Annotated in this window: 12 protein-coding genes; 5 read left to right on the top strand and 7 right to left on the bottom strand. The window is 74.5% G+C overall.

Annotated features, from left to right (window positions below):
- Positions 1–4 precede the first annotated feature (4 nt).
- The 7 genes from FKM96_RS17145 to FKM96_RS17115 all read right to left on the bottom strand — a co-directional run bounded on the left by FKM96_RS17145 (position 5) and on the right by FKM96_RS17115 (position 7,241).
- Positions 5–1,165: an ABC transporter substrate-binding protein gene (locus FKM96_RS17145; RefSeq protein ID WP_147796256.1), complete on the bottom strand. Its 1,161-nt coding sequence runs from the start codon at positions 1,163–1,165 to the stop codon at positions 5–7.
- A gap of 110 nt (positions 1,166–1,275) precedes the next feature.
- Complete coding sequence (locus FKM96_RS17140) at positions 1,276–2,040, bottom strand: ABC transporter permease (RefSeq protein WP_147796255.1); 765 nt, start codon at positions 2,038–2,040, stop codon at positions 1,276–1,278.
- Positions 2,037–2,894, bottom strand: a complete 858-nt coding sequence (locus FKM96_RS17135; RefSeq protein ID WP_147796254.1) for an ABC transporter ATP-binding protein — start codon at positions 2,892–2,894, stop codon at positions 2,037–2,039. Before FKM96_RS17135 ends, FKM96_RS17140 begins: the two co-directional genes overlap by 4 nt.
- Complete coding sequence (locus FKM96_RS17130; RefSeq protein WP_147796253.1) at positions 2,891–3,874, bottom strand: ABC transporter permease; 984 nt, start codon at positions 3,872–3,874, stop codon at positions 2,891–2,893. The genes FKM96_RS17135 and FKM96_RS17130 overlap by 4 nt, the downstream gene beginning before the upstream one ends.
- Complete coding sequence (locus FKM96_RS17125) at positions 3,871–4,902, bottom strand: TIGR03842 family LLM class F420-dependent oxidoreductase (RefSeq protein WP_147796252.1); 1,032 nt, start codon at positions 4,900–4,902, stop codon at positions 3,871–3,873. Before FKM96_RS17125 ends, FKM96_RS17130 begins: the two co-directional genes overlap by 4 nt.
- 43 nt (positions 4,903–4,945) lie before the next feature.
- Positions 4,946–6,379 carry a dihydropyrimidinase gene (gene hydA / locus FKM96_RS17120; protein WP_147796251.1) on the bottom strand — a complete coding sequence of 478 codons (1,434 nt, stop codon included), beginning with the start codon at positions 6,377–6,379 and terminating at the stop codon, positions 4,946–4,948.
- Positions 6,380–6,392: 13 nt separating this feature from the next.
- A complete protein-coding gene (locus FKM96_RS17115; protein ID WP_147796250.1) occupies positions 6,393–7,241 on the bottom strand; it encodes a nitrilase-related carbon-nitrogen hydrolase in 849 nt (282 codons plus the stop codon).
- A gap of 203 nt (positions 7,242–7,444) precedes the next feature.
- On the opposite strand from FKM96_RS17115, the gene FKM96_RS17110 reads away from it, so the two are divergent.
- From FKM96_RS17110 to cofD, 5 genes are all read left to right on the top strand, one after another.
- Positions 7,445–8,902, top strand: a complete 1,458-nt coding sequence (locus FKM96_RS17110; protein WP_147796249.1) for a PLP-dependent aminotransferase family protein — start codon at positions 7,445–7,447, stop codon at positions 8,900–8,902.
- Positions 8,903–9,401: 499 nt separating this feature from the next.
- Positions 9,402–10,466 (top strand): putative F420-0 ABC transporter substrate-binding protein, encoded by a 1,065-nt coding sequence (locus FKM96_RS21710; protein WP_371300444.1) that lies wholly within the window; start codon positions 9,402–9,404, stop codon positions 10,464–10,466.
- An 8-nt stretch (positions 10,467–10,474) separates the two neighbouring features.
- Positions 10,475–11,611, top strand: a complete 1,137-nt coding sequence (locus FKM96_RS17100) for a putative F420-0 ABC transporter permease subunit (RefSeq protein WP_147796247.1) — start codon at positions 10,475–10,477, stop codon at positions 11,609–11,611.
- Positions 11,602–12,417, top strand: coding sequence for a putative F420-0 ABC transporter ATP-binding protein (locus FKM96_RS17095; protein WP_147796246.1), 816 nt, complete (start codon positions 11,602–11,604; stop codon positions 12,415–12,417). The genes FKM96_RS17100 and FKM96_RS17095 overlap by 10 nt, the downstream gene beginning before the upstream one ends.
- Entirely contained in the window at positions 12,414–13,445 is a 1,032-nt protein-coding gene (gene cofD, locus FKM96_RS17090; protein WP_147796245.1) for a 2-phospho-L-lactate transferase, read from the top strand. The genes FKM96_RS17095 and cofD overlap by 4 nt, the downstream gene beginning before the upstream one ends.
- The last annotated feature ends 67 nt before the right edge of the window (positions 13,446–13,512 follow it).

Genomic DNA, 13,512 nt, shown 5'->3' with positions numbered 1-13,512 from the left:
CCGGTCAGTTGCCGCCGGGCTGGAGCTCGACGGTCAGGGGCTCGAAGTCCGCCCCCTCGACGTCCACGCCCTCGGCCTCGAGCTCGTCCAGCGCCTGCTGCACGTACTCGTTGGAGTACGCGGTCTCCGGCGGGTCGGCGCTGATGATCGTCGCGCCGGTCTCGTTGGAGGTCTCCTTGGCCATCTCGACCGTGGCGTCCCAGGCGGACTCGTCGATCAGGCCGATGCCGCCGGAGGTCGACGGCCAGATGAGCTTGTTGACCTCGTTGGTCATCCAGAGCTGGTGGCTGGTGCCGAGGGTCGAGCCGGCGGCCGTGACGATGTCGGCGGCCTCCTGCGCGTTGTCCCGGGCGTAGATCCAGCCCTGGATGGACGCCTTGAGGAACGCGACCGTCGTCTCGGCGTACTCGGGGTCGTCGGCGAGCCGGCCCGCGTCCGCCCAGATCGCGTCCTGGAGCATGGCCGTGCCCTCGTCGTTCCAGTCGATGACGCTGAAGTCCTCGGGCTGGTAGAGCTCGCCGGTGTCGGGGTTCTCGGTCTCGAGCAGCTGGGCGTACTCGTTGTAGGTCATGGCCTGCGCCGCGTCGATGTCGCCGGCGAGGAACGCGTTCATGTCGAACGCCTGCTGCACGATCTCGAAGTCCGTCACGCCGGCCTTGTTGAGGCCCGCGAACAGCTCCCACTCGTTGCCGTAGCCCCAGGAGCCGATCGTCTTGCCCTCGAGGTCCGCGACCGAGTCGATCCCCGCGTCCGCGAACGACACCTGGAGCGTGGCGGACCGCTCGAAGATCTGCGCGACGTTGGTGATGTCCGCGCCCTGCTCGATCGAGCCGAGCACCTTCGGCACCCACGCGATCACGTAGTCGACCTCGCCGTTCGCGAGGGCGTCCTGCGGCACGATGTCGCCGCCGCTCGGGAGGATCTCGACGTCGAGGCCGGCGTCCTCGTAGTAGCCCTGGTCCAGCGCGGCGTAGTAGCCGGAGAACTGGGCCTGGGTCAGCCACTGGAGCTGGAGCTTCACGGGGGTCAGGCCCCCGTCGCCGCTGCTCCCCGACTCCGTCGACCCGGCCGTGTCGTCCGAGCCGCCGCACGCGGTCAGCGCGAGCGCCGCCACGACGCCGAGCGCCCCGAGCCCGAGGCGGGCCCGCCTGGTGGTGTTCCTCATGTCGTCCCCTTGTCGTCGCATCACGGGAGAGCCCTCCTGGCGCCGTCGGCAGGCGGGGTGGTGCCGGCCCACGCCGACCCCCGGGCGCGGGACGTTCTGGTGCGCGCAGGTCAGGCCCGGCGCACCCCGCGGGTCCCCCACCGCTCGACCGCGGAGGTGGCCCCGTAGAACAGCAGCCCGACGAGCACGCCGCCGAGCACGTACGCCCAGGCACGGGCGTAGTTCGACCCCGCCGCGGCCGTGGTGATGAACGACCCGATGCCGGACCGCGGGCCGCCGAAGTACTCCGCGACGATCGCCGAGATGACCGCGAGCGAGGACGCGAGCCGCAGGCCGGTGAACACGAACGGCAGCGCCGTCGGGATCGTCACCGCGCGGGTCGCCTGCCGCGGCGTGGCCGCGTAGGCGCGCATGAGGTCCCGGTGCACGGGCCGGACCTGCCGGAGCCCGCGCAGCGTGTTCACGAACACCGGCACCCCGACCGCGACGGCCACCACGATCTGCCGCCCGGTCTCCACCGAGGCGCCGTACATCGTGTAGAGCACCGGGGCGAGCGCCACGACCGGCACCACCGCGAGCCCCGCGACCACCGGGTCGAGCAGCAGGTCGACGGCCCGCACGGCGGAGGCCAGGACCGCGGCCGCGATCGCCACCACCGCGCCGATCACGAGCCCGACCAGCGCGTTCGTGCCGGTGACGAGCGCGGCCGAGGCGATCGTCGGCAGGAACTCGGCGAACTCGCCCGCGATGGCCGCCGGGCTCGGCAGCAGGAACGGCGGGACGTCGCCGAGCGTCACCACGGCCTGCCACGCGGCGACCAGCGCGGCGAGCAGCAGCAGCGGGGCGGCGCGGTGGCCCCAGGACGCGGCGCTCACCGCGTCTCCACCCCGCGGCTCGGGACGTCGGACCCGCCGTGCAGCGCCTCGCGCACCGCCGTGACCGCCTGGAAGTACGCCTCGTCCTCGCGCAGCCCGTCGTCGCGCGACCCCGACCGGCCGAGCCCGACGTCGACGATCCCCGCGATCCGCCCCGGCCGCGCCGACATCACCACGACGCGGTCGGACAGGAACACCGCCTCCGGGATCGAGTGCGTGACGAACACCACGGCCGCCTGCGTCTCGGCGCAGATCCGCACGAGCTCGGACTGGAGGCGCTCGCGGGTCATCTCGTCGAGCGCGCCGAACGGCTCGTCCATCAGCAGCAGGCTGGGCCGCTCGGCCAGCGCCCGGGCGATCGCGACGCGCTGCTGCATGCCGCCGGACAGCTGGTCCGGGAAGTGGTCGGCGAAGTCGGTGAGCCCGACCAGCGCGAGCATCTCGTCCGCGCGCTCCCGGCGGGCCGCGCGGCCGACGCCGTGCAGCGACAGCGGCAGCTCGATGTTGGCCCGGACGGTGCGCCACGGGAGCAGGCCGGCCTGCTGGAACGCGATGCCGTAGTCGTGGCCGAGCCGCGCCTCGCGGGCGGGCTTCCCGAACACGGCGATCGAGCCCGACGTCGGGGAGTCCAGGTCGGCGACCAGGCGGAGCAGGGTCGACTTCCCGCACCCCGAGGGGCCGATCAGCGACACGAACTCCCCCGCGCCGACGGTGAGGTCGACGTGCTCCAGGGCGGTGACCGAGCGGCCGCCCTCGCCGGGGAACACCCGGCCGACGCCCGAGACCTGGACGGCGGCGGCGGTGCCCGTCGGGGTGGCGCCGGGTGCGGCCCCGGTGGCGGTCGGCGCGCTCACGCCGTCGCCTCCGCCCGGCGGAACCGGCGCAGCGCGGTGCCGAGCAGCGCGACCGCCCCGGAGGCGACCAGGCCGAGCAGCACGGCCCCGAAGATGGGCGCCCACGGCTTGGCGGGGTCGCTGCTGGCGAAGTTGGCGAACTCGAGGATCATGCGTCCGATACCTCCGGGCATCCCGGTCGAGACCTCCGCGACGACGACGCCGAGCACGGCGCTCGTGGCCGCCAGGCGGAGGGCGGGCAGCAGGTGGGGCACGCTCGCGGGCAGCCGCAGCCGCACCAGCTCCTGGGACCAGGAGGCGGCGTAGCCGGCGAACAGCTCGCGGTGCAGGATGTCGGGCGAGGTGAGGCCGCGCAGGGCCCCGACCGCGACCGGGAAGAACGCCAGGTACGAGGCGATCACGGCGACCGACATCCACGGCTCCCAGGTGAAGCCGAGCTCGAGCTTGGAGCCCCAGCCCTTCACCAGCGGGGCGAGCGCGATGAGCGGGACGGTCTGGCTCAGCACGACCAGCGGCAGCACCGCGGACCGCGCGACGCGGAACCGGGTCATCAGCAGGGCGAGGCCGAACCCGACGACCACGCCGATCACCCAGGACACCGCGGCGATCCGCAGGCTGGTGCCGCCGGCGCGGAGCACCGCGAGCCACAGCGGGTCGGCGCCCGGCTGGGACGTGAGCGGCTCGCCGAGCCGGGCCAGCATCTCGGTCACGTGCGGCATCGCGAGGTCGGTGGTGCGCGGCAGGACGCGGAGCTCGCCGAGGCTCCAACCGTCCTCGGGGACGACCACCTTGACCAGCTCCCACAGCGCGGCGAGCAGGACCAGGGCGGCGAGACCGAGGGCGACCGGGCGGAGCGCGCGGAGCGGCGCGGGCAGCGTCCGGGTCCGGCGGGCGGCCGGTGCGAGCGCGGCCGCCGACGGGGCGACGACCGCCGCGTCCCCGGCCTCCGCGACGCCCGGGCCCGCGACCCCCGTCGTCATGCCGTCGCCACGACGTGCTCGGCCATCGCCGGGATGACCCGCTCGCCGTACATCCGCAGGGTCTCGTCCTTGTTGTCGTGCTGCAGGTACCCGGCGAACTGGGTGACCCCGAGCTCGCGGAGCGCCTGCAGCTTCTCGACGTGCTCGCGCGGGGAGCCGAGCAGGCAGAACCGCTCGACGATCTCGTCCGGGACGAACTGGGTGTGCGAGTTCCCGGCGCGGCCGTGCTCGTTGTAGTCGTAGCCCTGCCGGCCCTCGATGTAGTCGGTCAGCGCCTTCGGCACCTGCGACCCCTGGCCGTACTTGGCGACGATGTCCGCGACGTGGTTGCCGACCATGCCGCCGAACCACCGGCACTGCTCGCGCATGTGCGCCCGCGCCGCCGGGGAGTCGCCGTCGCCGACGTACATCGGGGCGGCCACGCAGAACTTGATGGCGTCGGGGTCGCGGCCGACGCGCTCAGCGGCGTCCCGGACCGTCCGGATCATCCACGACGCCACGTCGGGGTCGGCGCACTGCAGGATGAACCCGTCGCCGACCTCGCCGGTGAGCTTGAGCGCCAGCGGCCCGTAGGCGGCGACCCACACCTCGAGCGCCGAGCCGCGGGACCACGGGAACTGCACCTTGCGGCCGTTGTGCTCGACCGGCCGCGAGTTCGCAAGCTCCCGGATGACGTGGATCGACTCGCGCAGCGTCGCGAGGTTCGACGGCTTGCCGGCCAGGGTGCGCACCGCGGAGTCGCCGCGGCCGATGCCGCACACGGTGCGGTTGCCGTACATCTCGTTGAGCGTGGCGAACGACGACGCCAGCACGGTCCAGTCCCGGGTCGCCGGATTGGTGACCATGGGCCCGACGATCACCTTGCGGGTCGCCGCGAGGATCTGCGAGAACACGACGAACGGCTCCTGCCAGAGCAGGTGCGAGTCGAAGGTCCAGACGTAGTCGAACCCGTGGGTCTCCGCCTGGCGGGCCAGGTCGACCACCCTCGAGGCGGGCGGGTCGTTCTGCAGGACGACGCCGAAATCCATGGGCGTGCCTCCTTCTGTGCGGGGGGTCGGGTGGGGCCGGTCGTCAGATCAGGTACTGGGACAGGCCGCGCTTGACGTACTTCCCGTGGCCGGCGCGGCCCAGGAACAGGCCGCCGTCGACGACGACCTCGCCGCGCGACAGCACCGTGTCGACGTGCCCGTCGACCTCGAAGCCCTCCCAGGCCGAGTAGTCCATGGCCATGTGGTGGGACTTCCCGACGCCGATCGAGGTGTGGCCGTTCGGGTCGTAGACCACGACGTCCGCGTCGGCGCCGGGTGCGAGCACGCCCTTCTGCCCGTACATGCCGAACATCCGCGCGGGGGTGGTGCAGCAGATCTCCACCCAGCGCTCCAGGCTGATCTCGCCGGTGACGACGCCCTGGTACAGCAGGTCCATCCGGTGCTCGACCGAGCCGATGCCGTTGGGGATCTTCGAGAAGTCCCCGATCCCCATCTCCTTCTGGTCCTTCATGCAGAACGGGCAGTGGTCGGTCGACACGAGCTGCAGGTCGTTCGTGCGCAGCGAGTTCCACATCTGGTGCTGGTGGCCCTCGTGCTTCGACCGCAGCGGCGTCGAGCACACGTACTTGGCGCCCTCGAAGTCGCCCCACTGCGCGCTGGTCGCGCCGAGGTGGTCCTCGAGCGACAGGTACAGGTACTGCGGGCAGGTCTCGCCGAACACGTTCTGGCCGCGGTCCCGGGCCTGGGCGATCTGCTCGGCCGCCTGCTTCGCCGAGACGTGCACGATGTACAGCGGCGCGCCGGTGAGGTCGGCGAGCATGATCGCCCGGTGCGTCGCCTCCTCCTCGGCCTGCCAGGGCCGGGAGACGCCGTGGTAGTACGGGCTGGTCTCGCCGCGGGCGACGTGCTGCTGCACGAGGGTGTCGATGACCGACCCGTTCTCCGCGTGCATCATGATCATCGCGCCGTTGTCGGACGCCTTCTGCATCGCCCGCAGGATCTGTCCGTCGTCCGACAGGAAGACACCCTTGTAGGCCATGAACAGCTTGAAGGACGTCACGCCCTCGGCGATCAGCTCGTCCATCGCGTGCAGCGACGAGTCCTGCACGTCCGACAGGATCTGGTGGAAGGCGTAGTCGACGGCGCAGTTCCCGGCGGCCTTCTGGTGCCACAGCGCGTACTGGTCGACCGGGTTCTCGTGCGGGTACTGCACCACGAAGTCGACGATGGTCGTCGTCCCGCCCCAGGCCGCGGCCGTGGTGCCGGTCTCGAAGGTGTCGGACGCGAACGTGCCGCCGAACGGCATCTCCATGTGCGTGTGCGCGTCGATGCCGCCGGGGATCACGTACTTGCCGGTCGCGTCGATGACGCGGTCGACGGTGCTGCGCAGGTCGACGCCGAGGGCCGTGGAGCCGGGCTGCAGCAGCGCGACGATCGTCTCGCCGTCGATCAGCACGTCCGCGGCGCCGCGGCCGGTCGCGTTGACGACGGTGCCGCCGGTGATGAGGGTCTTCATCGCGATCCCCCGCTCACGGCGCCACGATGGGCCCGTAGGCGTCCGGCCGGCGGTCGCGGAAGAACTGCCACCGCTCGCGGGTCGTGCGGATCACGTCGAGGTCCAGGTCGCGGATCAGCAGCTGGTTCTCGCTCGTCGAGCCGACCTCGCCGACGTAGTTGCCGTCCGGGCCGACCGCGTACGACGAGCCGTAGAAGTTCACCGCCTCGTCGCCGTACTCGTTGTCCTCGAGCCCGACGCGGTTGTTCGCGATGACGTAGTACCCGTTCGCGATCGCCGCGGCCGGCTGCTCGACCTCCCACAGCTTGTTCGAGATGCCGGGGGCGGTGGCGTTCGGGTTGAACACGATCTCCGCGCCGTTCAGCGCGAGCACCCGCCAGCCCTCCGGGAAGTGCCGGTCGTAGCAGATGTTCACGCCGATCTTGCCGACCGCCGTCTCGAACACCGGGTACCCCTGGTTGCCGGGCCGGAAGTAGAACTTCTCCCAGAACTTCGGCAGGTGCGGGATGTGGTGCTTGCGGTACGTGCCCAGCAGGGTGCCGTCCGCGTCGATGACCGCCGCGGTGTTGTAGAGGACGCCGGGCTGGTCCTCCTCGTAGATCGGCAGCACGATCACGATGCCCAGCTCCTTGGCCAGCGCGCTGAACCGGTCGGTGGTCGGGCCGGGGACCGTCTCGGCGTACTCGTAGTACTTCGTGTCCTGCGTGATGCCGAAGTACGGGCCGTAGAACAGCTCCTGGAAGCCGATGACCTGCGCGCCCTCGGCCGCGGCCTTGCGCGTCCAGTCCTCGTGCAGCTGGATCATCGACTCCTTGTCGCCGGTCCAGGTGGCCTGGGTGAAGGCGACGCGCACGACTGACATGAGGGACCTCCGCAGTGGGTGATGCCGGGTGCTGGGACCGGGCCGCGAGGACCCGATGGGAATGTGACTGTGGGGGTTGAACGTTTCTGCGGCGTTACTGCCCGTAACGGCCCCGAGAACGTCGATGACGGGGCTGTAAACACTGGGGCGCCCGGGTCCGGGGCGGGCCGTGCACGGGGTCGGGCGGGGGCACGATGACGCCCATGGACGTGGCCCAGCACGTGGAGGACCGCAGTCCCCGGGGGATCGCCGCCGCCGTCTCGCGCCTGGTGCGCAGCGGCGACCTGCGGCCGGGCGACCGCCTGCCCACGGTGCGCCGGCTCGCCGCCGACCTGGGCGTCAGCCCCGCGACCGTCAGCGGGGCGTGGCAGGCGCTGGCCGCCGTGGGGCTGGTGGCGTCGCGCGGGCGGGCGGGCACGGTCGTGCTGCCGGAGCCGGCGTCGTGGCTGCCGCCGCGGTACCGGGACCTGGCGGCGGGCGGGCGGTCGGACGCCGGGGAGGAGCGGGTCGCCCCGGCCGCTGCCGGCGCGCCGTCGGCACGGCCGTCCGCGCCCCTCGCGCCGACCCGCCGCCCGGGCCCGGCGCTCGACCTGTCCGCCGGCACCCCCGACCCCGCGCTGCTGCCCCCGCTGGGGCGCGCGCTGGCCCGGGTCGCCGCGGCCACCCCCGCCGCGGGCACCGGGTCCTACCTGGGCGCACCCGTCGTCGAGCCGCTGGAGCGCCTGCTCCGCGCGTCCTGGCCGTTCACGCCGCAGCGGGTCACGGTCGTCGACGGCGCGGTCGACGCGATGAGCCGGACGCTGGAGCAGCTCGCGGGGTTCGGCGACCGGGTCGTCGTGGAGGACCCGTCGTTCCCGCCGATCTTCGACCTGTGCGACCAGCTCGGCCTGGAGCGCGTGCCGGTGCCGCTCGACCGCCAGGGCCTGCGCCCGGACGCCCTCGCGGCGGCGCTGCGCACCGGCGCCGAGGTGGTCGTCCTGCAGCCCCGCGCGCACAACCCCACGGGTGTGTCGATGACGTCGACCCGGGCGCGGGAGCTCGCGGCGGTGGTCCGGAAGCACCTGGCGGCGACGCCCGGCGCGGGGCTGACGATCGTCGAGGACGACCACTCCGGCGAGATCGCGTCGTCCGCCGACGTGTCGCTCGGCAGCCACCTGCCGGACCGCGTCGTGCACGTGCGGTCGTACTCGAAGTCGCACGGGCCGGACCTGCGGATCGCCGCCGTCGGCGGGCCCGCAGCGGTGCTCGACCGCGTGGTCGCGCGCCGGATGCTCGGGCCGGGGTGGACCAGTCGCCTGCTGCAGCACGTGCTGGCCGACCTGCTCGACGACGGCGAGGCGCTGGCGGCCGTGGCCCAGGCCCGTCGGACGTACTACGCGCGGCAGCGGGCGCTGACCACGGCGCTCGCCGAGCGCGGCGTCGAGGTGCAGCCGGGCGACGGGATCAACCTGTGGGTGCCGGTGGCCGACGAGGCGACCGCGCTGGTCCGGCTGGCGGCGGCGGGGATCCGCGTGGCGCCGGGCCGGCCGTTCCGCGCTGGCGAGGTCGCCGACGGCGCGGTCGGTCCGGGCCACGTCCGCGTCACGGTCGGCGCCCTGGCGGGCGGCCCGGACGAGGTCACCCGCGCCGCGACCGCCCTGGCCCTGGCCGCCGGCGCGTAGCGCCCGCGCCCGCCGCCCACGCTGCTCCCTGCCCCGCTTCGCCGAGATGGCAACTCTCGGCTGCGCCGCGCCGCCTCCGCACAGCCGAGGGTTGCCATCTCGGCGTGGTGTCGCCGAGTCTCCACTTGAGGACTCTGCGGCGGCATCGGCGTGCAGGCCGGAAGTGGAGACTCGGCGCGGCGGGCGCGGCGTGCGCGGGTGGCGCGCAGAGCGCGGCGGGGCGCGCCGCGCGGTGGCCCGCGGGCGTAGGGTGGTCGCGGACCAGGCCGGATGTGGCCTGGGTGTCGTCGCCCGCGCATGGGCGGCGCGGCCACCGGGCGCGACGTGCACCCTCCCCCGGCCCGCAGCGGCGGACGCCCTCCGGCGTCGCCCACGGGTCCGTCTCCCCCAGCGTCCACCGTCGGACCGTGCGTCCGACGCGGGCGCCCGGACCGCCGACGACGTCGCCGCGGCCCCGCCCGCCCGCGCCGTCGCCGCATCCCGTCAGGAGCCCCACCCCGTGCGCAGCACCCCTCGCACCACCGCCCGCAGCGGCGCCCCGGCCCGGCGCACCCGAACCCGCGCCACCCGCCTCGTCCTCGCCGCGCCCGCCGCCCTGGCCGTCGCGGCGCTCGCGGCCTGCGCCGGCGGCACCGCCTCCGCGGACGGCACCTCCGAGGCCCCCGGCTCGACCGCGTCCGCCGACGGATTCGCCCCGGTGACCCTCGACAACTGCGGCACCGAGGTCACCGTCGACAGCCCGCCGGAGCGGGTCGTCGCGATCAAGTCGACCTCGATCGAGATGCTGCTCGCCCTCGGCCTGGAGGACAGCCTGGTCGGCACGGCGTTCGCCGACGGCCCCGTGCCCGACGCGTACGCCGCCGCCTACGACGCGGTCCCCGTGCTGTCCGACAAGGTCCCCGGTCAGGAGGCGCTGCTCGAGGTGCAGCCCGACTTCGTCTACGCGGGCTGGGAGTCGAACTTCTCCGACGACGGCGCCGGCGAGCGCTCCGCCCTGCAGGGCCTCGGCATCGGCACCTACGTCTCCCCCGCGGCGTGCAAGGAGGAGGGGTACATGCCGGACCCGCTGACCTTCGACGGCCTGTTCGACGAGATCCGCGAGGTCGCGTCGGTGTTCGGAGTCGAGGACCGCGCGGAGGACCTCGTCGCCGACCAGCAGGCCGCGCTCGACGCCGTCGAGCCCCCGGCCCAGGAGACCACCGCGCTCTGGTACTCGTCGGGCACGGACACCCCGTACGTCGGCGCGGGCATCGGCGCCCCGCAGATGATGATGGACGCCGCCGGGCTGACCAACATCTTCGCGGACGTGCACGACACCTGGACCTCGGCCGGCTGGGAGCAGGTCGTCGCCGCGGACCCCGACGTCATCGTGCTGGTCGACGCCACCTGGAACACCGCCGAGAGCAAGATCGCGATGCTCGAGGGCAACCCGGCCACCAGCCAGCTCACCGCGGTCAAGGAGCACCGGTACCTGACCGTGCCGTTCCCCGCGGCCGAGGCGGGCGTCCGGAACGCCGACGCCGTGGTCGACCTGTCGCAGCAGCTCGCGGACCTGGAGGGCTGACCGCACCGATGACGACCACCGCGCCCCCGGGTGGACGATCCGGCCGGACACGCCGTCGGCGTGCCGGTCAGGATCGTCCACTCGACGCGCGCGCTGCCCCCGGGAACCGGCCACCGTGGCGCCCGCCGCTGCTGCCGACCCTGCTCGTCGGCCTTGCGCTGCTGGTCGCCACCGTGCTCGTGTGCGTGACGATCGGCCCCGCGGACATCGCCGTCGCCGACGTCGCGCGCAGCATCGCCGGCCACCTCGGGCTCGGCCCGGCGGCGGGCGCGGACGGCGGGGTGCCGGTGCTGACCGACGCGATCGTGTGGGAGCTGCGGCTGCCCCGGGTGCTGACGGGCGCGGCGGTCGGCGCGGGCCTCGCGCTGGCGGGCGCGGTGATGCAGAGCCTGACCCGCAACCCGCTCGCCGACCCGTACCTGCTGGGGTTGTCGTCCGGCGCGTCGCTCGGGGCGGTGGCGGTGCTCGTCGTCGGGGTGGGCCTGCTGCTGCCGGTCGCGGCGTTCGCCGGGGCGCTCGCCGCGCTGGTCGCGACGCTGAGCCTGGCCCGGGTCGGCGGCGTGCTCACGCCGGGGCGCGCGGTGCTGGCGGGCCTCGCGGTGTCGCAGCTGGCCGCCGCGGGGACGTCGTTCGTCATCTTCTGGTCGGCGACCGGCGACTCCTACCGGGAGATCCTCAACTGGCTGCTCGGCTCGCTCGCGGGGTCGACCTGGCAGAGCGTGGCGATCGCGGCCGGGGCGCTCGTCGTCGTCGGCACGGTGCTCGTCGCCTCCGCGGTGCGCCTGGACGCGTTCGCGTTCGGCGACACCGCCGCCGCCGCGCTCGGCATCCACGTCGACCGGACCCGCTGGGTGCTGATGACCCTGGTCGCGCTGCTGACCGGGGCGATGGTGGCGGTGAGCGGGTCGATCGGGTTCGTCGGCCTGGTCCTCCCCCACGCGGTGTCCGCGCTCACCGGGCCCGCGCACCGACGGCTGCTGCCGGTCGCCGCCGTCGTCGGCGCGATCTTCCTGGTCTGGGCCGACACCGGCGCCCGCACGCTGTTCGACCCGCGGGAGCTGCCGGTCGGCATCGTCACGGCGCTGATCGGCGTGCCGGTGTTCGCGGTGCTGCTGCGGCGCGGGAGGGGGTCGGCGTGGACCTGAGCATCGCGGGCCTCGGCACCCGGCTGGGCGGCCGGTGGGTCGTCGACGGCGTGGACGCGACGCCGCCGGCCGGCGCGCTGACCGGCCTGCTCGGGCCGAACGGCGCCGGCAAGACCACCCTGCTGCGGCTCATCGCCGGCCTGCTCGACCCCGAGGCCGGCGCCGTGCTGCTCGACGACGTCCCCGTGCACACCGTGCCGCGGCGCGAGCGCGCCCGCCGAGTCGCCCTGCTGGAGCAGGAGTCGTCGTCGACCGTCCCGCTCACCGTCCGCGAGGTCGTCGCGCTCGGCCGGATCCCGTACCGGACGCTCTGGGGCGCCGACGCCGACGAGGCCGCCGTCGACCGCGCGCTGGCCGCCGCCGACGCGGCGCACCTGGCCGACCGGGCGTGGTCCGCGCTGTCCGGCGGCGAGCGGCAGCGGGTGCACATCGCCCGGGCGCTCGCGCAGGAGCCCGACCTGCTGCTGCTCGACGAGCCCACCAACCACCTCGACGTCAGCGCCCAGCTGTCGCTGCTGGCGTTCGTCCGCGACCTCGGCCGCACCACGGTCGCCGCGCTGCACGACCTCAACCTGGCGGCCGCGTACTGCGCGCACGTGCTGGTGCTGGCGGACGGGCGGCTGGTGGCGGCCGGCGACCCGCGCGACGTGCTCACCGCCGACCTGGTCCGGGCGGTCTACGGCGTCGACTGCGCCGTGCTGACCCACCCGCGGACGGGGCGGCCGGTGATCGCGTTCGGCGACCCGGTGCCCGACGCGCACCCCGAGAGCACCCGGCCCGAGCCGGTCCCCGAAGGAGCACGATGAGGATCACCGTCCTGTCCGGCGGCGTCGGCGGCGCCCGGTTCACCCGCGGCCTGCTGGCCCTGCTGCGCGACCGGCTGCCCGACGGCCGGGGCGGCACGACCGCCGAGGTCACCGTGATCGCCAACACCGGCGACGACATGTGGCTGCACGGCGTCCGGGTGTGCCCGGACCTCGACACCCTCATGTACACGCTCGGCGGCGCCGTGCACGAGGAGCAGGGCTGGGGCCGGCGCGAGGAGACCAGCCGGGTCAGCACCGACCTCGCGGCCTACGGCGTCGGCTGGGACTGGTTCACCCTCGGCGACCTCGACCTCGCCACCCACCTCGCCCGGACCCAGTGGCTCCGCGAGGGCCGCACGCTGTCGGAGGCCACTGCGCTGCTGACCCGCCGGTGGGGCCTCGCCGAGCAGGGCGTGCGGCTGCTGCCCATGGCGGACGAGCCGGTCGAGACGCACGTCGTCGTCGCCGACCCCGACGGCGGCCCGGGTGCCGAGCGGACGATCCACTTCGAGGAGTGGTGGGTCCGGCACCGCGCCGCGCTGCCCGCGCTGCGGTTCGTGCAGGTCGGGCTCGACTCCGCGCAGGCGGCGCCCGGCGTGCTGGACGCGATCACGTCGGCCGACGTCGTGGTGGTGCCGCCGTCGAACCCCGTGGTGTCCGTGTCGACGATCCTGGCCGTGCCGGGGGTCCGAGAGGCACTGGCGTCGACCGCGACCCCGGTGGTGGGGGTCTCCCCGATCGTCGGCGGCGCGCCGGTGCGCGGGATGGCAGCGCAGTGCTTGGCGACGATCGGCGTCGAGGCGACGGCCGAGGCGGTCGCGCGGTACTACGGGCACCGCGACGACGCCGCGCGCTCGGGCGAGCGCGCCGGGGTGCTGGACGCGTGGCTGGTGGACACCGTCGACGCGGAGGCGGCGGAGAAGCTGGCCGCCGACGGCTGGCGTGCGGCGGCTGCGCCGACGCTGATGACGGACGTGCCGGCGACGGCGCGGATCGCGGCGGAGGCGCTGGCGCTCGTCGGGCTCTGACGCGCCCGGGCGCCCGGCGAGCCGGGCGTGAAGTCACCGCGCCGGGGCGTGCCCGACAGGACGGACC

Source organism: Cellulomonas sp. Y8 (assembly GCF_008033115.1).
In the GTDB taxonomy this organism is placed as follows: domain Bacteria; phylum Actinomycetota; class Actinomycetes; order Actinomycetales; family Cellulomonadaceae; genus Cellulomonas.
This window is presented reverse-complemented; position numbering and strand designations above follow the sequence as displayed.

Bases quoted from the DNA above. Each gene is read 5' to 3' on its own strand.
- FKM96_RS17145 (WP_147796256.1), bottom strand. From the start codon at position 1,165: ATGAGGAACACCACCAGGCGGGCCCGCCTCGGGCTCGGGGCGCTCGGC.
- FKM96_RS17130 (WP_147796253.1), bottom strand. From the start codon at position 3,874: ATGACGACGGGGGTCGCGGGCCCGGGCGTCGCGGAGGCCGGGGACGCG.
- FKM96_RS17125 (WP_147796252.1), bottom strand. From the start codon at position 4,902: ATGGATTTCGGCGTCGTCCTGCAGAACGACCCGCCCGCCTCGAGGGTG.
- hydA (WP_147796251.1), bottom strand. From the start codon at position 6,379: ATGAAGACCCTCATCACCGGCGGCACCGTCGTCAACGCGACCGGCCGC.
- FKM96_RS17115 (WP_147796250.1), bottom strand. From the start codon at position 7,241: ATGTCAGTCGTGCGCGTCGCCTTCACCCAGGCCACCTGGACCGGCGAC.
- FKM96_RS17110 (WP_147796249.1), top strand. From the start codon at position 7,445: ATGGACGTGGCCCAGCACGTGGAGGACCGCAGTCCCCGGGGGATCGCC.
- FKM96_RS17100 (WP_147796247.1), top strand. From the start codon at position 10,475: ATGACGACCACCGCGCCCCCGGGTGGACGATCCGGCCGGACACGCCGT.
- cofD (WP_147796245.1), top strand. From the start codon at position 12,414: ATGAGGATCACCGTCCTGTCCGGCGGCGTCGGCGGCGCCCGGTTCACC.